Genomic DNA, 18,672 nt, shown 5'->3' with positions numbered 1-18,672 from the left:
CCTCCGCGTCGTCGGGGTCCCGCGGTCGGGACCCGCCGTCGTTCGTCGTCGGGTCGGGCGCCCCGGACAGGGTCGCGCTGGACCACGCTAACCCACGGGGCCGCGGGGCCCCAGGATGTCCGAGCCGATCCGCACGTGTGTCGCCCCCACGGCCACCGCGGCCTCGAGGTCGGCGGACATGCCCATGGACAGCACGTCGGCCTCCGGGTGGTCGGCGCGCAGGCGCGCCCCGAGCTGCGCCAGGCGGGCGAACGCGGCGGCCGGGTCCACGCCGCGCGGGGCGACGCACATCAGGCCGCGCAGCCGCAGCCCCTGAGCGGCGGCCAGCCGGCCCGCGACGGCGTCGACCCGGTCCAGCGGCGCCCCGCCGCGGGGTCCGATCCCCTCGGGGCGGTGCGCGTCGGCCCGCTCGTCCACGTCCACCTGGACGAGGCACTCCAGGTCGGCGACGGCGTCCGCGCCCTCGCGCTCCCGGCGCAGGACCACGGCCCGGGACAGGGCGTCCACGAGCTCGACCCGGTCCACCGAGTGCACGGCCGCCGCGTACTTCACGACGTGCTTGACCTTGTTCGTCTGGAGCTGGCCGATGAAGTGCCAGCGCGGGGCGTCCGGCCCGAGCCGCGCGGCGGTCTCCGCGGCCTTCGGCCGCGCCTCCTGGTCCCGGTTCTCCCCGACGTCCGTGACGCCGAGGGCGGCGAGCCGCAGGACGTCCTCGGCCGGATGGGTCTTGGTGACCACCACGAGGCGCGGGAGGTCGGCGCGGCCGGCGGCCGCGGCGGCGCGGGCGATGCGCTCCCGCACGGCGTCGAGGCGCGCGGCGAGCTCGGCCGTCCGAGGGTCCCGTGCGCGGCCGGGGGCGGTCTCAGCCACGGTCGTCCGCCCGCGCATCGGTGGTCCACACGAGGCCGGCGAAGCGCCCTCGTCCCGGATCGCGCCGGTGGGAGAAGACGCGCTCGTCCTCGAGGGTGCACACGTCGATGCGCTCGACCGCCACTCCACGGCTCCGCAGCACCGCCTGGGCGCCGGCGGGCAGGTTCAGCGCGGGCGTGCCCCACGATGTGGTGGAGTGCAGCTCGGGGATCCGCGCGGCGGCGTCGGCCCGCATGTCCTCCGGCACCTCGTAGCACCGGCCGCACACGCCGGGGCCGATCCACGCCTTCATGCCGAACGTGCCGCGCGCGCCCGCGGGCCGCAGCGCCTCGAGGGCCTCGACCGTGTGCTCCAGGACGCCGTCCAGCAGGCCCCGACGCCCGGCGTGGGCCGCCGCGGTGGCTCCGGTGAGACCGTCCACGAAGAGCACGGGCAGGCAGTCGGCCACCAGCACGGCCAGCGGCTGCTCGCCGTCTGGGCTCACCGAGGCGTCCGCCTCGGGACCCGCGGCTCCGCCCCAGCCGATCCCGTCCGCCGTCACGACGTCCGCGGAGTGGACCTGGTCCAGGTAGAACGTGCTGCCGCGGGCCACGCCCATCGCGTCCTCCACGGCCGCCCGTGACCGCTCGACGCCACGCCGGCCCGAGGGGTTGTCCGCGCCGAGGATGTGCAGCGCCAGGCTCCCGGCGTCCACGGACGTCCAGGCCACGTGCGCGCGCCGACCCCGGGAGTCCGGGCGCAGGTCGGCCCGGTGGACGAAGGGGCCGGACGGGACCGGCTGGGTCCCGACCGGCCCCTCCCCGAGGATCACTTCAGGAAGTCCGGGACGTCGAGGTCGCCGGCGCCCAGCTCCGGCTCCACCACGGCCGGCAGGTCCTGCTGGCGCCGCTGCGGGGCCGCCTGCTGCTGACCGCCCGAGGAGGACAGCGGCATGGTGCCCGGCACCTGGGTGCGCTGCGGGGCGGCTGGCTGCTGCGGCGCCGGCTGCGCCGGGGCGACACGCTGGGGGGCGGGCTGCTGCTGCGGCGCCTGCTGCGGCACGGCCTGCTGCTGCGGTGCGGCCGGGGCGGAGGTGGCGTCCACCTTGTCGAAGCCCGCGGCGATGACGGTCACGCGCACCTCGTCGCCCAGGGCGTCGTCGATGACGGCGCCGAAGATGATGTTGGCCTCCGGGTGCGCGACCTCCTGCACCAGGCGGGCGGCCTCGTTGATCTCGAACAGGCCCAGGTCGGAGCCGCCCTGGATGGAGAGCAGGACGCCGTAGGCGCCGTCGATCGAGGCCTCGAGCAGGGGCGAGGCGATCGCCAGCTCCGCCGCCTTGACGGCACGGTCCTCGCCCTGGGCGTGGCCGATGCCCATGAGGGCCGAGCCGGCCCCCTGCATGACGGACTTCACGTCCGCGAAGTCGAGGTTGATCAGGCCCGGGGTGGTGATGAGGTCGGTGATGCCCTGGACGCCGGACAGCAGCACCTGGTCCGCCTGGCGGAACGCGTCCATGACGGAGACGTTGCGGTCCGAGATGGACAGCAGGCGGTCGTTGGGGATGACGATCAGGGTGTCGACCTCGTCGCGCAGCGCGTCGATGCCGGACTCGGCCGAGCTCGCGCGGCGGCGGCCCTCGAAGGTGAAGGGGCGGGTCACGACGCCGATGGTCAGCGCACCGAGCGAGCGGGCGATGCGGGCCACGACGGGCGCGCCGCCGGTGCCGGTGCCGCCGCCCTCGCCGGCGGTGACGAAGACCATGTCCGCCCCGCGCAGGACCTCCTCGATCTCCTCGGCGTGGTCCTCCGCGGCCTGGCGGCCCACCTCCGGGTTGGCGCCGGCGCCGAGGCCGCGGGTCAGCTCCCGGCCCACGTCCAGCTTCACGTCCGCGTCGGACATCAGGAGGGCCTGCGCGTCGGTGTTGATGGCAATGAACTCCACGCCGCGGAGCCCCGTCTCGATCATGCGGTTGACGGCGTTGACGCCGCCGCCGCCGATGCCGACGACCTTGATGACGGCCAGGTAGTTCTGGGGTGCAGCCACGGTGTCCATTCCCTTGTTCGACGATGCTCGCTGTGCCGCGCGCGACCTGGGGGACGAGGGTCCCGCCGAGCCGGTTCACGCCTCCGGTCTCAAGGCGTGCTTGAAGGAGGTCACGCGCGCGCGTTCGGTCCCACCGTACTGCGCGCGGGCGGGGCGACGCAAAGGAATTGGCGCGACGGCGCGCCGTTCTCCGGCCGTTCTTCAACCTTCACGTGAAGGTCGAGGACCGCCCGGCCCGGCTCGCCGCCGTCGCGACCGGTGAGCGCGGTCTCACCCTCGATCAGAGGGTGAATCGCACCCGACATGGCCTTGTGCACCGTCACCGGGTCAGGGGCCGCTCCGGGACGGAGACGTCGAGCTCGGAGACACCCCGCACGGCGCCGTCGGTCCCGTCGAGGAACGCCTCCACCACGGCGGCCTTGGCCCCGGGGCGGGACGCGTCCCCCCACACCAGCACCGGCCCGTCCGCCAGGGTCAGGGACACCTGCTCGGGGGTCTGGGCGTCCACGCCCGTCACCCGGGCGGCCACGGACGCGGGCAGGCCCGCCAGCACGGCCGCCGCGGCGGCCCGGACGTCCGGTCCCGCGGCGAGGAGGCCGGCCGAGGCGCGGGGCAGGACGTCCTCCCCCTCCCGCGCCCGCACCAGGGTCTCCTCGGCGACCCCGGTCAGCACGGACCCGTCCGCCAGCAGCACGCCGTCCTCGACGTCCTCCGCCCGGGCGGTGGGGGCCAGCTCCGCCACGCGGACCTCCACCCCGGTCGGCGGCAGTGCCACGGACGTCACCTCGCGGATGCCGGGGGTGCCCTCCAGGAGCCCGCGGGCGTCGTCGGAGCGCACCCGCGGCAGGGGCGTGCCCATCAGCGGCTCCAGCCGGGACCGCACCACGTCCCGGTCGACGAGGGACGTGCCGGTGACCTCGATCCGGTCCACCGCCAGCAGCGGGGAGAGGAAGACCGCCCAGACGGCCGCGGCGGCCACCAGCAGGGCGGCCAGCACGGCCGTGAGACGGCGCACCCGGCGCTGGCGGGCACTGAGTCCGGGGAACGCCACCACGGTGCTGCCGGTCGGGGCGGTGGCCCGACGGGGGGCCGTCGCCCCGCGTCGGCGGCTCACGCGGAGGCGGCGGAGGGATCGTCCGCCAGACGGGCGACGAGGTCGGCCCCGAGGGCCGTGACGTCGCCGGCACCCATGGTCAGGACCACGTCCCCGGGGGCGGCGCCGTCGGCGAGCTCGCGGACCGCGGCCCCGCGGTCCTCGGCGACGGCGCGGTCCGCCGGGTCCGCGGTGGTGAGGCGGGAGGCGATCAGGCCGGCGTCGACGCCCGGCATCGGCTCCTCCCGCGCCGCGTACACGGGCAGGACCCGCACCCGGTCCGCTCCGGACAGGGCCTGGGCGAACTCGACGGCGAAGTCGCGGGTGCGGGAGAACAGGTGCGGCTGGAACAGGACGTGGACGCGGTGCTCCCCGGCCACCGCGCGGGCGGCCGAGACGGCGGCCGCGACCTCGGTCGGGTGGTGCGCGTAGTCGTCGAAGACCCGCACGCCGCGGCCCGCGCCGCGGAACTCGAAGCGGCGGGCGGTCCCCCGGAAGGCCTCGAGCCCGCGCACCGCGTCCTCGAACGGCATCCCCGCACGGACCGCCGCCAGGGCCACGGCGGCGGCGTTGAGGGCGTTGTGCCGGCCCGGCACCTGCAAGCGCACGGTCAGGGACGGCCCGTCCGCGAGCGTGAAGCGGGCCCGCTGCCCGACGCCGGACTCGCCCGGTTCGACCTCCAGGTCGGACACGAGCAGATCGGGCGCCACGCCGTCGCGCTCCGCCGTGCCGTAGGTGAGCACGGAGGCCCGCGCGTTCTCCCGGGCCCACGCGGCCAGTCCGGCCGCGCCGTCGTCGTCCAGGCAGGCCACCAGGGCGCCGCCCTCGTCCGCCGCCGGCAGCTGCCCGACGAAGGTGCGGAACACCTCGTGGACGGCCGCCTCGGTGCCGTAGTGGTCGAGGTGGTCGGCCTCCACCGTGGTCACGATCGCCACGGTGCTCGGGTAGGCCACCAGGGTGCCGTCCGACTCGTCAGCCTCGGCCAGGAACCACTCGCCCCTGCCGGCCCGGGCGTTCGTGCCGAGCCCCGCCACGGCGGCGCCGACGGCGAACGTGGGGTCCCAGCCGACCTCGGTGAAGGCCATCGCGGCCATCGAGGAGGTGGTGGTCTTGCCGTGCGTGCCCGCCACGGCGAGCACCTTGTGCCCCCGCATCGCCATCGCCAGACCCTCGGAACGGTGCATCATGCGCAGCCCGCGCGCCGCGGCGGCGTCGTACTCGGGGTTGCCGGGGCCGGCGATCGAGGAGGCGATGACGCACGTGACGTCCTCCCCCACGTTCTGCGGGGCGTAGCCCACGGTGATCCGCGCGCCCGCCTCGGCCAGGCGGTGCATCACGGGCAGGTCCTTCGCGTCCGTCCCGGAGACCGGCACGCCCTGGTCCTGGAGGATCCGCGCGACGCCGGAGACGCCCACGCCGCCGATGCCGAGGAAGTGGACGCGGCCCAGATCATGCACGGTCCCCCGTGCGGCGGTGCCCTCGGTGGTCATCGGCGTGCTCCTTCCCGGGCCGCCTCGTGCACGAGGTCGGCCATCTGCTCGTCCGCGTCGCGCACGCCCAGGCATGCGGCGGCCGTGCCCATCGCGCGCAGGCGCGCCGGATCCGTGGCCAGCGGGACCAGCTCGCGCCGGACCCAGTCCGCACGGAACGCCTCATCACGGACCAGGAGGGCGCCTCCGGCGTCCACCATGGGGCGCGCGTTCAGCGCCTGCTCCCCGTTGCCGACGGGCAGGGGCACGAACACGGCGGGCAGGCCCACCGCGCCGACCTCGCACACCGTGCCCGCGCCGGAGCGCGCCACGATCAGGTCGGCCGTGGCGTAGGCCTGCTCCATGCCGTCCAGGTACTCGCGCTGGACGTAGCCGTCCCGGCGCAGGGGGGCACCCGCGGCGTCTGTCACCGCCTTGCCGCGGCCGGTCAGGTGCAGCACCTGCAGGCCCGCGCCCAGGAGGTCGTCGAGGGACTCCTCGACGGTGCGGTTCACGTTGAGCGCGCCGGAGCTGCCGCCGGTGACCACCACGGTGGTCCGGTCGGGGTCCAGGCCGAGGGCCGCGCGGGCCGCCACGCGTGCCGTGGACCGGTCGAGGCCCGAGATCTCCGGACGCATGGGCATGCCCACCCACCGGGCGCCGCGCAGGCGGGTCTCGGGCAGGGCCGTCCCGACGGCCGCGGCCCGGAGGGCGCCCACGCGGTTCGCCAGGCCCGGCTTCGCGTTCGCCTCGTGGACGACGACGGGCACGCCCGCCCGGAAGGCGGCCAGGTACAGCGGTGTCGACACGTAGCCGCCGACGCCGACCAGCACGTCGGCCTGCCGGTCGGCGAGGATGCGGGCGCCGGCGGCCACGGCGCTGCGCAGGCGTCCGGGCAGGCGGACCAGGTCCATGGAGGGGCGGCGCGGCAGCGGCACGCGGTCCACGAGGTCCAGCTCGAACCCGGCGTCCGGGACGAGGCGGGTCTCCATGCCGGAGGCGGTGCCCACCATGGTGCACACGGCCCCCGGACCGGGGCGCCGCTGGAGGGCGCGGGCGATCGCGAGCATGGGCGAGATGTGGCCGGCGGTGCCGCCGCCGGCGAGCACCACCCGCAGCGGACGGTCGGCGTCGGGCGAGGTGGTCATCGGGTCTCCTGCGGACGGACGGACGGGTCGGGGGTGGGCGCGTCAGGGGCGCCCTCGCGGCGCAGCGCCTCGCGCTCGTGCCGGGCGAAGGCGAGGACGACGCCCACGCCGGCGAGGGCGAGGGTGAGCGCGGAACCACCATAGGAGATGAACGGCAGCGGCACACCGATCACCGGCAGCAGCCCGGTGACCATGGCGATGTTCACGAATGCCTGGCCCACGAGCCAGGCCATGACGCCCCAGGTGGCCAGGCGGATGAACGGGGACGTGGTCCGGGCGGCGAGCGTGTACATGCCGATCGCCAGGCCCAGGAACGCGGCGAGCACGGCGAGGCTCCCCACGAGGCCCAGCTCCTCGCCCAGGATGGTGAAGATGAAGTCGTTCTCCGCCTCGGGGATGTAGCTCCACTTCTGCCGCGACTGGCCGAGGCCCACCCCCCACCAGCCGCCCGACGCGAGCGCGTAGATCCCGTGGTCGGGCTGGAAGCAGGGGTCGCCCGAGGTCTCCAGTCCCTCGCAGCCGAACAGCCAGGCCTGGACGCGCACCAGACGGTTCTTGGCGAGCAGGACCATGGCGATCGCCACCGTGGCCGCCAGCGCCGCGAAGGCGATGAAGACCTTGCGGTTGGTCCCGGCGATGAAGAGGATCGTCGCGAGGATCCCCGTGAGGATGATGGCGGTGCCGAGGTCCCGCCCCCGCAGCACGAGGACCACCAGGACCAGGCCGAAGGGGAGCACCGGCACGAGGGCGTGGTGCACGTGCCGGATCAGGCGTCCCTTGCGCTCCAGCACCGCGGCCGCCCACAGGGCCATGGCCAGCTTCGCCGCCTCCGAGGGCTGCATGGTGAACCCGCCGATGCGCAGCCAGTTCGTGTTGCCGCCGACCTCCTTGCCCAGGGAGGTGAACGCCACGAGGCTCAGGAGGACGAACGCCAGGCCGAACGCCGGCCAGGCGAGGCTCTTGAGCACCCGCAGGGGCAGACGACGCAGCACCAGGAGCGCCGCCAGGCCGCCGACGGCCCACAGGGCCTGGCGGCGGAAGAGCCCGTACGAGCCGTCGGTGCTGCCGATGGCCTCGACGGAGGAGGACGAGAGGACCATCACGAGGCCGAGCACGGTCAGGACGGCCGTGCACACCCCGATCAGGAGGGCGGCGACGTCGAGGGCGCGAGGTCCCTCCAGCACCCGCCAGAGGGCGCCCATCCGGCCCCCGCGGGGTGACGGCTCCGCCGCACGGGGGCTGCGGTCGGCGCGGGTCGCGGTGGCCGGCATGGCGGCTCCTCTCGGATGACGGGGCGGGGGCGATGGCGGGGGTCAGGCCCCGGGGGCGTCGTCGACGTCCCAGCCGTGCTCGGCCGTGAGCGCGGCGACGGCGTCGATGAACGCCTCCCCGCGCTGGGCGTACGAGCGGAACTGGTCCATCGAGGCGGCGGCGGGCGCCATGAGCACGGTGTCCCCCGGGCGGGCGAGGCGGTCGGCGGTCCGGACCGCCTCGGCCATGACGGCCGGGCCGTCCGGGGAGCCCGCGCCCTCGGCGTCGGCGAGCGGCGCGTGGACCGGCACGTCCGGCGCGTGCTCGGCGAGCGCGCGACGCAGGGCCGAGGAGTCCGTGCCCAGCAGGACCACGGCGCGCAGCCGGTGGGCGTGGGCGGCCACGAGCTCCGCATAGGTCACGCCCTTGGGCAGGCCGCCGGCGAGCCAGACGATCGAGGAGAACGCCGCCAGGGACGCGCCCGCCGCGTGCGGGTTGGTGGCCTTGGAGTCGTTGACCCACATGACGTCCCGGGACGTGGCGACGAGCTGGATGCGGTGCTCGCCGCGGTCGTAGGAGCGCAGCCCCTCCGCCACGGCCTCCGGGGAGACGCCCACGGCGCGCGTCAGCGCCGCGGCCGCGGCGGCGTTCGCCACGGTGTGGCGCGGGGCCACGGGGCCCAGGTCGGCCCGCTCCGCGAGGGCCACGGCCTCGTGGCGCCGGTTCTCGAGGAAGGCCCGGTCCACCAGGATCCCGTCCACCACGCCCACGTCGGAGACGGCGGGGCTGTCCGTGGTGAACCCGACGGCGCGGCAGCCCTCCTGGACGTCCGCACGCTCCACGAGCGTGCGGGTGAGCGCGTCCGCCTGGTTGTAGACGCACGCGACGGCGGTGTTCTCGTACACCTTGCCCTTGGCCGCGGCGTACTCCTCCATGGAGCCGTGCCAGTCCACGTGGTCCTCGGCGAGGTTCAGGACGGCGGACGAGGCGGGCTCGATCCGGTGCGTCCAGTGCAGCTGGAAGCTGGAGAGCTCGAGCGCCAGCGTGTCGTAGCCCTCGGGGTCGCGGACGGCGTCGAGCACGGGGGTGCCGACGTTGCCGCACGCCAGGGCGCGGCGCCCGTCGGCGCGCAGGATGGCCTCCACCATGGTCACGGTGGTGGTCTTGCCGTTCGTGCCGGTCAGGCAGACCCACTCGGCCGTGGGCCGGCCGGCGCGCTCGCGCACGCGCCACGCCAGCTCCACGTCCGACCAGATGGGCAGGCCCGCGGCATGGGCCGCCATCAGCAGCGGCTGGTCCGGGCGCCAGCCCGGGGAGGTCACCACCAGATCGGCGGGCTCGCCGGCCACGGCGGGCAGGGACCGGGTGGCCTCCTCCGAGAGCAGGACGTCGGCGACGCCGACGATGCGCAGGGTCTCCGCCTTCGCCCGGTTCTCCGGGGTGTCCGCCCCGTCCACCACCACGACGACGGCGCCCAGCTCGGCCAGGGTGTCCGCGGCGGCGAAGCCGCTCACCCCGAGGCCCGTGACCACGACCCGCAGGCCGCGCCAGCCGGCGTCGTCCCACGAGGACAGGTCACGGGTGCGGTCGGTGTCCGCGATCGGACGGGTCACGGGGGTCGGCGCGCCGCTCACGGGGTCACCCCCGCCAGACCGCCCTGGTGCAGCAGCCACTCGCCGTAGAAGAGCGAGAGGCCGGCGCTCACGCACAGCAGGGAGATGAGCCAGAACCGGACCACGACGGTGACCTCGGCCCACCCCTTGAGCTCGAAGTGGTGCTGCAGCGGCGCCATGAGGAACACCCGCCTGCCGCCGGACACCTTGAAGTACCCCACCTGGATGATCACGGACAGGGTGATGGCCACCATGAGCCCGGCCAGGACGATCACCAGCATCTCGGTGCGGGTGAGGATCGCCAGGCCCGCGAGGGCGCCGCCCAGGCCGAGGGAGCCGGTGTCCCCCATGAAGATCTTCGCCGGGGAGGTGTTCCACCAGAGGAAGCCGAGCAGCGCGCCGGTCAGCACCGCGGCGAGCAGGCCGAGGTCCATCGGGTCGCGGACCTCGTAGCAGCCGGGGGCCGCCTCGCCGGCGCAGTCCTGGCCCGCCTGGAACAGCGTGATCAGGACGTAGGCGCCGGTGACCATGGCGGTCGCGCCGGTCGCCAGGCCGTCGAGGCCGTCCGTGAGGTTGACGGCGTTGGTGGTGGCGGTGGTGATCAGGTTGGACCAGACCACGAAGAGGACCGCCCCGAGCAGGGGCCCGGCGAAGGCCAGCTCGAGCCACGGCAGGTCGCGGACGAACGAGATCGCCGTCGAGGCGGGCGTGAGCCCCTCATGGCCGTCGGGGAACAGCAGCGCGAGCACGGCGAAGGCCGTGCCGATCGCCGCCTGCAGGATGATCTTGCCCTTCGGCGTGAGGCCGAGGGAGCGCTGCTTCGCGATCTTGGTGTAGTCGTCGATCCAGCCGACGAACGCCATGCCCACCGTGAGGAGCAGGACGAGCCACCCCGACGCCGTCGGGCCCGCGAGCTCGCTGCCCAGCAGGGCCAGGACCAGGTGCGTCGCCAGGTAGCCGACCACCAGCGCGGAGATGATGACGAATCCGCCCATCGTGGGCGTGCCGCGCTTGGACTTGTGCGTCTGCGGGCCGTCGTCGCGCACCTGCTGGCCGTAGCCCTGCTTGACGAGGTAGCGGATGAACAGCGGGGTGCCCAGGCCGGTGAGGACCAGGCCGAGCACGCCGCCGATGAGCAGGCCGATCACGGTCGCGTCTCCTTCACGGGGTCGGACGGGGAGGTGAGGTCGTCGGCGCTCGCCAGGCGCTCGCCGAGGGCGGCGAGCCCGACCCCGTTGGAGGACTTCACGAGGACGATGTCGCCGGGCGCCAGGCGGCCGGCGAGGAACTTCTCGGCCTGCGCGGCGTCGTCGACGAAGTGGGCCTCGTCCCCCCAGCTGCCCTCGTTGACCGCACCGACGTACAGCGGGCGGGCGCCGGCGCCCACCACGAGCAGCTGGGAGATGTTGAGGCGCACCACGGACTCGCCGACCAGCGTGTGCTCGCGCACCCGCGCGTCGCCGAGCTCGAGCATCTCGCCCAGCACGGCCCACGTGCGCCGACCAGAGGACCGGCCGAGCGTGGCCAGGGTCCGCAGGGCGGCGCGCATCGACTCCGGGTTGGCGTTGTACGCGTCGTTGATGATGCTCACGCCGTCCGCACGGTCGGTGCGCTGCATGCGGTGGCGGCTGGTCGGCCCGAGCCCGTCGAGGGCGGCGGCGATCTGCCCGGGCGCCATGCCCGCGGCGTGGGCCGCCGCCGCGGCCGCCAGGAGGTTGTGGGCGTGGTGCACGCCGGTGAGGCCGGACACCACGCGGTGCCGCGGGGCGTCCAGGTCCGTGCCGATCTGCAGGTCCAGGACGGGGTGCTCGTCGGCGTCGGCGGCGAGCCCGCGCGCCAGGACCACCCCGGCGGCGCGGCCGGCCGCGACGTCCGCGGCCGCCTCCACCGCCGTGGCCTCGTCCGCGGAGAACCACGTGACGGGCGCCGGGGTGCGGGCCGCCATGGCCGCCACGCGGGGGTCGTCCCGGTTCAGCACGGCGACGCCGTCCGGCCCGAGGGCCTCGACCAGCTCGCCCTTGGTCTTCGCGATGTTGTCCACGCCGCCGAAGCTGCCGGCGTGGGCGGTGCCCACCATGAGCACGACGCCGATGTCCGGCCGCGCGATGTCGCACAGATACTCGATGTTCCCGACGTGGTCCGCACCCATCTCGACGATCAGGTACCGGGTGTCCAGCTCCGCGCGGAAGACCGTCAGCGGGACGCCCACCTCGCCGTTGAACGAACCCACGGGGGCGACCGTCGGCCCCTGCGTGGACAGCAGGGCGGCCAGCAGGTCCTTGGTCGTCGTCTTGCCGGCCGAGCCCGTGATCCCGACGACCGTGGTCGGCGAGTGCTCGCGCACGCGGCGCACGACCTCGCGCGCCAGGGCGCCCATGGCCAGGACGGCGTCCTCGACCACCACGGCCGGGTGCTCGGCGCCGTCCGGCGCGTGGGTCACGCGCTCGGCCAGCACGGCGGAGGCCCCCGCGGCCAGGGCCGCGTCGATGAAGTCGTGACCGTCGGCGCGCTCGCCGGGCTTGGCGACGTAGAGCGTGCCCCCCGCCGCGACCTCCCGGGAGTCGGGGGTGACGTGGGTCAGCACGGTCTGCGGATCGAGTGTCGGGGAGAGCGTGCCGGAGACGACCTCGGCGACCTGGGAAGCGGTGAGAGCGATCATGACCCGTGCACCTTACCCCCGCTGACCCGGTTCGACCCGGCACGGCCCGCCTCGGCGAGGGCCTCGCGCAGGGCCACCCGGTCGTCGAGCGGCACCGGTGTCCCGTCGTAGTCCATCTCCGTCTCATGGCCGCGGCCGGCCACGAGGATCCCGTCCTCGGGCCGGGCGAGCTCCACGGCCCGGCGGATGGCTGCCGCGCGGTCGTCGTGCTCCTCGACCACGACGTGCCGCCCGGACTCGGCGGCCCGGTCCGCCTCGGCCCGGGCGCCCTCGAGGACCTGGGCGCGGATGGGGGCCGGGTCCTCCGAGTGGGGCGTGTCGTCCGTGATGAGCACCACGTCCGCATGCTCGGCGGCGATGCGCCCCATCACGGGGCGCTTGGCGGCGTCGCGGTCCCCCGCCGCGCCGACGACGATGAGGGTTCGGCCGGTCCGCCCGGCCGCGGCACGCGCCTCGGCGAGGGAGCGCAGGGCCTGCACCATGCCGTCGGGGTTGTGGGCGAAGTCGACGACGGCGTCCGGCTCCCGGCCGACGACCTCCATGCGGCCCGGCACGGCGGCGGCCAGGGGGCCTTCCCCGGCGGGCACGTCGAGGAGGGCGGCGAGCTCGTCGCGGCGCTCCTCCCCCACGGCGGCGAGCACCAGGAGGACGGCCAGCGCGGCGTTGGCCACGTTGAACCGGCCCGGCAGGCCCACCGACGCGCGCAGCGTCCGACCGGTGGCGGTCTCGGTCAGCGTGAAGCGGTGGCCGAGGCCGTCCGGCACCATCTCCGTCACGGCCCAGTCGGGCCGGACGTCCGGCGCCTCGCGCTCGAGGGCGCCCGGGTGCGGTGCGGCCGGGCCCAGGGCGAGCGTGGTCACGGGCGCCTGGGCCCGGGAGGCGGCCGCGACACCCCACCGGGGACCCTCGCCGCCGTCGAGGGTGATCACCGCGCGGTCGCAGCGCTCCGTGTGGAAGAGCCCCAGCTTGGCCTCGAGGTACGCGTCCATGGACCCGTGCAGGTCCAGGTGGTCCTGGGTCAGGTTGGTGAACCCCGCCGCTGCGTAGCGCAGGCCGGCGATCCGCCGGTACTCGACGGCGTGCGAGGAGACCTCCATGACGGCCGTGTCCACCCCCTCCTCCCGCATGAGGGCCATGAGGGCGTGCAGCTGCGTGGACTCCGGGGTGGTGAGCGTGGAGGGCACCTCCCGCTCCCCGGCGCGGGTGAGGATGGTCCCGATGATCCCCGAACGCCGGCCCAGGGCCTCCACGATCGAGGCGACCAGGAAGCTCGTGGTGGTCTTCCCGTTGGTGCCGGTCACGCCGAGCAGCACGGGGCCGGCCGCCACGCCGCCCCCGTACACGCGGGCGGCCGCCACACCCGCCGCGGCGCGCGCCGAGTCGACCTCGAGGGCCGGGACGTCCCCCAGGCCCAGGTCCGCGAGGATGCGCACGCCTCCGGCGTCGGTCAGCACGCCCGCCGCCCCCGCGTCCACCGCGGCGCGCGCGAAGCTCGCGCCGTGCGCACGGGCGCCCGGCAGGGCAACGTACAGATCCCCCTCGCGCACCACCCGGGAGTCCAGCGCGGCGCCCGTCACCGGACGGTCGGGCTCGCCACCGCGGACCCGCACGGCCTGACCGGCGGCCTCCAGCGCTTCGGCGATCACGGACCAGTCCACGGGCACCACCGCGGACGGGCGGAAGGCGAGGTCCTGCTCGGCCGGGGACGGCGTCCCGCTCGAAGCGGTGGTCTGGGGCATGGGGTCCTCCTGGGGGCCGGATGGGGTCGGTGCGGTTGCCGCGTGAGTCACCACGGACGCTCCTGCGGGTCGTCCACGAACACGTGGTAGTCCTGCGGGCCGTCGCCGGTGGCGGGCACGCCCGCCTGTCCGAGCAGATGGGCCATGATGCGGGACGCCGTCGCGGCCACCACCGCCGAGCTGCCGCCCGAGGCCGGGCGGTTCATGGAGACGGAGACCACGAACCGCGGGTCGTCGAGGGGCGCCACGGCGGTGAAGCCGTAGTTGAACCCGTCGTAGGTGCCGGTGCGGCCCGCCACCTGCGCGGTGGAGGACTTGCCGCCCACCCGGTAGCCGGGGATCGCGGCGGTCCCGCTGGTGCCCTGGGTCACCACCGTCTCCATCATCCCGAGCATCTGCCGGGCGGTGTCCTCGGAGACCACCCGGCGGGGCTCGGCCGCGGCCGGCCAGCGGTGCTCGGCGCCGTCGGCGTCCACCGTGGACCGGATCAGGCGGGCCGGCTCCAGGACGCCGCCGTTGGCCAGGGCCTGGAACTGCTGGGCGGTGTGCACGGTGGTCACGGTGTAGCCCTGCCCGAACGCGTTCACCAGGCGCTGCCGCCCGTCCCAGTCCTCCGGCTCCTGCAGGACGCTGGTGGCGGGGTAGGGCAGGCCGAGCTCGATCGGTCCACCGATGCCGAAGGCCCGCATGTACTCGTGGCGCCGCTCATCCGACAGCCTCTCGGCGATCTGCACGGTGCCCGTGTTGTAGGAGCGGGCGAAGATGCCCGCCACGGTCATCTCGAAGGTGGCATGCGAGGAGGCATCGCGGATCGGGGGCTGCCCCGGGAACTCGAGCCGGTCCGGCACCTCGAACCCGGAGTGCGCGGTGAGGTCCGTCGCGTCGATCGCCGCGGCCATCGTCACGGCCTTGCCCGTCGAGCCGGGCTCGTACGGGGTGCGCACCACCGTGGCCGTGCGGAACTCCGCCGGGGTCGCCGAGGGGTCGCCCGGGTCCACGGTGGTGGAGTCGGCCAGCACCAGCAGCTCCCCGGTGCGCACGTCCATCACCACGGCGTTCGCCCACTCCGCATCGTGCTTCTCCGCGAGCGCCGCCACCGCCTCCTGGGCGTACCACTGGGCGTCCTTGTCCAGGGTGAGCCGCAGGTCGGCGCCGTCGACGGCGGGGGTGACCTCCTGCTCGGCGATGGGGATCCGGATCCCGTCCGCACCCACCTCGAAGCTCCGCTCGCCGGGCGTGCCGGAGAGGACCTCGTCCTGGCTCTTCTCCAGGCCCTCCAGCGGCACGCCGTCCCGGCCCATGAACCCCAGGACGCCGCCGGCCACGGCGCCGTTGGGGTAGGTGCGCCGGTCGACGGCCTCCGCGAGGACCCCCGGCAGGTTCAGCGCCATGACGCGGTCGCGGACCTCCGGGGTCACCGAGGCCTTCACCACCGAGTAGGGGCTCGAGCCGAGGGTCCGAGCACGGACCTCCTCCTCCGGCATGTCCAGCACGTCGGCCAGGGTCGCCAGGCGGGAGCCGACGTCCACGAGCACCTGCTCGCGGCGCTCCACGTCGTACTCCTTGAAGTCCTTGACGATCCGCTGGTCGGCCACGATGTCGTAGCGTCTCACGCTCTCGGCCAGGATGTGCCCGTCACGGTCCGTGATCGCGCCGCGCTCGGGGCGGATCTCCTGCGTGGTGAGCCGCTCGTCCATGGCCGCGGCGGCCTGGCCGGTGGGGTCGACGCCCTGCACCCAGACGAGGCGCAGCCCGAGGAGCAGGAGCAGCGCCACGAGGGCCAGCATGGCGGCGCGGCTGCGGAGGCCGAGGTCTCCGGGGGCGGGGACGGTGGTCGAGCCGCGGGGGTCCGGACCTGCCATCAGTGCTCGTCGGACCCGTCGGTCGGCTCGGCGGGGCCCGGCGTGCCTGCGCCCCCCTCGACGGCGGGGGCGGCGGACCCGGACGCGGCCGCCGCGGCCTCCTCCGGGGTCAGGGTGCGGGGGCCGGCGAGCTCGGCCTGGGCGGCCGCGGAGGCGGCCAGCCCCTGGCGGGCCTCGTCCGCGTCGGCCGGCGGCCCCACGTGCGCGGTGACCAGGCCGGCCGCCTCGCCACGCGCGGTGGCCGGGGCGATCTGCCCGGAGGAGGCGTCCACGATGCCCGCGCCGGCGGCGGGGACCATCCCGAGGGCGTCGGCGCGGGCCGCGAGGTTCTGTGGCGCGTCGAGGTACCCGACCTGCTCCGCCAGGCGCTCGTTGGCCTCGGTGACCTCCACCTGGCGGTCGCGCAGGTCGATCAGAGCGTACTGGCGGTTGGACATGCTGATGTTCATGACGAGCACCAGGGCCAGCGCCACGAGGAGGACGACGGCGCACAGCACCGCCACGCCGGAGCCCGACCGGGGCAGGGGCGCGGGGACCACGGCCAGCGGGGTGCGCTGGGAGGGGCGTCGCCCGGGGGCGGCCTCTGCCTGCTGCCACGCCGCCGGGGCCCCGTCCATCCGCGCCTGTGCGCTCATCCCAGCCTCCTCATACGCCGTCATGCTGAAGTCCTCGACGCCTTGATCTTCTCAACCGCACGCACCTTCGCGGAGGAGGCGCGGCGATTCTCTTCGACTTCTTCCTCCGTGGGCCTCTCCGTGCCCCGCGTCAGGACCCTCACCACGGGCCGGTGCTCCGGCAGCTCCACCGGGAACCCGGGCGGCGCGGTGGACGCGGCCCACGCCTGGAGGTGGCGCTTGGCGATCCGGTCCTCGAGCGAGTGGTAGCTCATCACCACCAGGCGCCCGCCGACCGCCAGGCCCTCGAGCGCGGCCGGGACGGCGCGGTCGAGGATGTCGAGCTCCTCGTTGACCGCGATCCGCAGCGCCTGGAAGGTGCGCTTGGCCGGGTGGCCGCCCTTCGCGCCGGCCGCCACGGGCACGGCGCCGCGGATGACCTCGACGAGTCGCCCGGTGGTGAGGATCGGCGCCTCCTGCCGGGCGCGCACCACCGCGCGCGCGATGGGGCCCGCGAACCGCTCCTCGCCGTCGCGGCGGAGGATGCGCTTCAGCTCGGACTCGTCGAGCTCGGCCACCAGGTCGGCCGCGGTCCGGCCGGCGGTGGTGTCCATGCGCATGTCCAGCGGGGCGTCGTAGGAGTACGCGAAGCCGCGCTCCCGCGCGTCGAGCTGGTAGGAGGAGACACCGAGGTCGTAGAGCGCGGCGTCCATGCGCTCCACGCCGGCGGCCGCGAGCGCCTCGGGCACCCGGTCGTAGGTCCCGTGGAAGGGCACGAGGCGGTCGGCGAGGGCGCCGAGCCGCTCGGCGGCCATGGCCAGGGCGTTCGGGTCGCGGTCGACGCCGACGACACGCAGCTCGGGATAGCGGGTGAGGAGGGCCTCGGTGTGCCCGCCCATGCCCAGGGTGCCGTCGAGCGCCACGGGCGCGCGTCCCGCGTCCAGCGCGGCCTGCACCCCGGGGGCGAGCAGGTCCACCACGCGGTCCCGCATCACGGGGGCGTGGCGGTCCTCGGGGCGCTGTCGGTGCGTGTCCATCATCCCACCTCCCTGGTCGCGTTCGTGGTGGTGCCGCCATCGGGACGGGATCCCCGTCGACCGTCGTCGCGCCTGGCCCAGGGGAAGTCGGGTCAGGTGCGCCGGCGCCGGCGGGAGGTCTCGCGCGGTGGTGGTCAGAGGATGCCGCCCAGGACGTCCTCGTCCGTCTCGGAGAAGGCCGCCTCCTGCGCGGCCAGGTACTCGGTCCAGGCCGCGGTGTCCCAGATCTCCGCGCGGCTGCCCGCGCCGATCACCGTGACGTCCCGGTCCAGCCCCGCGTACTGGCGCAGCGGCGCGGGGACCGTGACGCGGCCCTGCTTGTCCGGGACCTCGTCCGAGGCGCCGGAGAGGAAGACGCGGATGTAGTCCCGCGCCTGCCGCGAGGAGAGCGGAGCCGCACGCAGCTGCTCGTGCACCCGGCCGAACTCGGCGGCGCTGAACACGTACACGCACCGCTCCTGCCCACGGGTGAGCACGAGCCCGTCGGCGAGCTCCTCGCGGAACTTCGCCGGCAGGATCAGCCGGTGCTTCTCGTCCAGCCGGGGGGTGTAGGTGCCCAGGAACACCGTGCACCCCCCTGCTCCACGAGGGCCCGCCCGACCAGGTCGGAGCCCACTCTCTTCTGCCCTCCACTTTACCCCACTTTCCTCCCCACACCACCCTGCGGCGAGACCCGGTGAGAACAGGCGGCTACGTCCAGGTGACGCGGAGGAAGGCGGAGGGAAACGGCGCGCCTCGACCCCGCGCCCTCCCCGCCCCGCGCGGCCACCGGGGCGGGATCGGAGCGCTGCGTCCGCAGGGGTGGAGGGAGGTGGAGGGCCCGCGGGGCCGCCTGCACGGCGAGGGCCCCCGCTCCGCGGTGCGGAACGGGGGCCCTGGGGGCGGGCGGGTCAGGGGCGCGGACGCCCGCGCTCGTCCCAGTCGCGCTCCAGGCGCGCCATGATCGAGCCCCGCGAGCGGGACCGCTGCGCGCGGGGACCGGAGGACGTCGCCGGACGCGTGCCCGGGCCCTCCCCGCGGTGCGGCAGGGTGGCCACGAGGATGCCCGCGCCGAGCAGAGCCGTGCCGAGGACGCCCACGAGGACGAGCTGGGTGCTCACGCCGGTGAGGACCACGGCCAGGCCGGCGACGGCCAGCACCGCCCCGAGGACGACGCGCCGCACCGGGATGGCCGAGCCGCCGGTGTCGGCCAGTCGGGTGGCCAGGCGCGGGTCGTCGTCGTTCAGCTGGCGCTCGAGCTGCTCGAGAACACGCTGCTCATGATCCGAGAGGGGCACTCGGTCTCCTTCGAT

Annotated in this window: 17 protein-coding genes; all 17 read right to left on the bottom strand. The window is 75.4% G+C overall.

Features of this window, described 5'->3' with window-relative positions; all coding sequences use genetic code 11:
• Positions 1-87: 87 nt before the first annotated feature.
• The 17 genes from MA879_RS08325 to MA879_RS08245 all read right to left on the bottom strand — a co-directional run bounded on the left by MA879_RS08325 (position 88) and on the right by MA879_RS08245 (position 18,657).
• A complete protein-coding gene (locus tag MA879_RS08325) occupies positions 88-888 on the bottom strand; it encodes a YggS family pyridoxal phosphate-dependent enzyme (RefSeq protein WP_248125072.1) in 801 nt (266 codons plus the stop codon).
• Positions 863-1,681: a purine nucleoside phosphorylase YfiH/LACC1 family protein gene (locus MA879_RS08320; protein ID WP_248125070.1), complete on the bottom strand. Its 819-nt coding sequence runs from the start codon at positions 1,679-1,681 to the stop codon at positions 863-865. Before MA879_RS08320 ends, MA879_RS08325 begins: the two co-directional genes overlap by 26 nt.
• Complete coding sequence (ftsZ, locus tag MA879_RS08315; RefSeq protein WP_248125068.1) at positions 1,678-2,895, bottom strand: cell division protein FtsZ; 1,218 nt, start codon at positions 2,893-2,895, stop codon at positions 1,678-1,680. The genes MA879_RS08320 and ftsZ overlap by 4 nt, the downstream gene beginning before the upstream one ends.
• A gap of 110 nt (positions 2,896-3,005) precedes the next feature.
• Positions 3,006-3,218 carry a hypothetical protein gene (locus MA879_RS08310; protein WP_248125066.1) on the bottom strand — a complete coding sequence of 71 codons (213 nt, stop codon included), beginning with the start codon at positions 3,216-3,218 and terminating at the stop codon, positions 3,006-3,008.
• Positions 3,215-4,009: a cell division protein FtsQ/DivIB gene (locus MA879_RS08305; protein WP_248125064.1), complete on the bottom strand. Its 795-nt coding sequence runs from the start codon at positions 4,007-4,009 to the stop codon at positions 3,215-3,217. Before MA879_RS08305 ends, MA879_RS08310 begins: the two co-directional genes overlap by 4 nt.
• Positions 4,006-5,478 carry a UDP-N-acetylmuramate--L-alanine ligase gene (gene murC, locus MA879_RS08300; protein ID WP_248125062.1) on the bottom strand — a complete coding sequence of 491 codons (1,473 nt, stop codon included), beginning with the start codon at positions 5,476-5,478 and terminating at the stop codon, positions 4,006-4,008. Before murC ends, MA879_RS08305 begins: the two co-directional genes overlap by 4 nt.
• The gene (locus MA879_RS08295; protein WP_248125059.1) at positions 5,475-6,605 is read right to left on the bottom strand and encodes a UDP-N-acetylglucosamine--N-acetylmuramyl-(pentapeptide) pyrophosphoryl-undecaprenol N-acetylglucosamine transferase; all 1,131 of its coding nucleotides are present in this window, start codon (positions 6,603-6,605) and stop codon (positions 5,475-5,477) included. The genes murC and MA879_RS08295 overlap by 4 nt, the downstream gene beginning before the upstream one ends.
• Positions 6,602-7,876, bottom strand: a complete 1,275-nt coding sequence (gene ftsW, locus MA879_RS08290; RefSeq protein ID WP_248125057.1) for a putative lipid II flippase FtsW — start codon at positions 7,874-7,876, stop codon at positions 6,602-6,604. The genes MA879_RS08295 and ftsW overlap by 4 nt, the downstream gene beginning before the upstream one ends.
• A 42-nt stretch (positions 7,877-7,918) precedes the next feature.
• Positions 7,919-9,490 (bottom strand): UDP-N-acetylmuramoyl-L-alanine--D-glutamate ligase, encoded by a 1,572-nt coding sequence (gene murD, locus MA879_RS08285; protein ID WP_248125055.1) that lies wholly within the window; start codon positions 9,488-9,490, stop codon positions 7,919-7,921.
• Positions 9,487-10,617, bottom strand: coding sequence for a phospho-N-acetylmuramoyl-pentapeptide-transferase (mraY, locus tag MA879_RS08280; protein ID WP_248125053.1), 1,131 nt, complete (start codon positions 10,615-10,617; stop codon positions 9,487-9,489). Before mraY ends, murD begins: the two co-directional genes overlap by 4 nt.
• The gene (locus tag MA879_RS08275) at positions 10,614-12,128 is read right to left on the bottom strand and encodes a UDP-N-acetylmuramoyl-tripeptide--D-alanyl-D-alanine ligase (protein ID WP_248125051.1); all 1,515 of its coding nucleotides are present in this window, start codon (positions 12,126-12,128) and stop codon (positions 10,614-10,616) included. The genes mraY and MA879_RS08275 overlap by 4 nt, the downstream gene beginning before the upstream one ends.
• Complete coding sequence (locus MA879_RS08270; protein WP_248125049.1) at positions 12,125-13,867, bottom strand: Mur ligase family protein; 1,743 nt, start codon at positions 13,865-13,867, stop codon at positions 12,125-12,127. The genes MA879_RS08275 and MA879_RS08270 overlap by 4 nt, the downstream gene beginning before the upstream one ends.
• 47 nt (positions 13,868-13,914) lie before the next feature.
• The gene (locus MA879_RS08265; protein WP_248125038.1) at positions 13,915-15,729 is read right to left on the bottom strand and encodes a peptidoglycan D,D-transpeptidase FtsI family protein; all 1,815 of its coding nucleotides are present in this window, start codon (positions 15,727-15,729) and stop codon (positions 13,915-13,917) included.
• On the bottom strand, positions 15,729-16,364 hold the full coding sequence (ftsL, locus tag MA879_RS08260) for a cell division protein FtsL (RefSeq protein WP_248125036.1): 636 nt from the start codon (positions 16,362-16,364) through the stop codon (positions 15,729-15,731). Before ftsL ends, MA879_RS08265 begins: the two co-directional genes overlap by 1 nt.
• Positions 16,365-16,384: 20 nt before the next feature.
• On the bottom strand, positions 16,385-17,380 hold the full coding sequence (rsmH, locus tag MA879_RS08255; protein ID WP_248125144.1) for a 16S rRNA (cytosine(1402)-N(4))-methyltransferase RsmH: 996 nt from the start codon (positions 17,378-17,380) through the stop codon (positions 16,385-16,387).
• 134 nt (positions 17,381-17,514) lie between these two features.
• Positions 17,515-17,946: a division/cell wall cluster transcriptional repressor MraZ gene (mraZ, locus tag MA879_RS08250; RefSeq protein WP_248125033.1), complete on the bottom strand. Its 432-nt coding sequence runs from the start codon at positions 17,944-17,946 to the stop codon at positions 17,515-17,517.
• A 324-nt stretch (positions 17,947-18,270) separates the two neighbouring features.
• Positions 18,271-18,657 carry a DUF3040 domain-containing protein gene (locus tag MA879_RS08245; RefSeq protein WP_248125032.1) on the bottom strand — a complete coding sequence of 129 codons (387 nt, stop codon included), beginning with the start codon at positions 18,655-18,657 and terminating at the stop codon, positions 18,271-18,273.
• Positions 18,658-18,672: the final 15 nt, after the last annotated feature.

Origin of the sequence: Micrococcus lacusdianchii (assembly GCF_023155805.1) — a bacterium.
Lineage (GTDB): Bacteria > Actinomycetota > Actinomycetes > Actinomycetales > Micrococcaceae > Micrococcus > Micrococcus lacusdianchii.
Note: the sequence above shows the minus strand (reverse complement) of the source record. Positions and strands in the feature narration are given on the sequence as shown.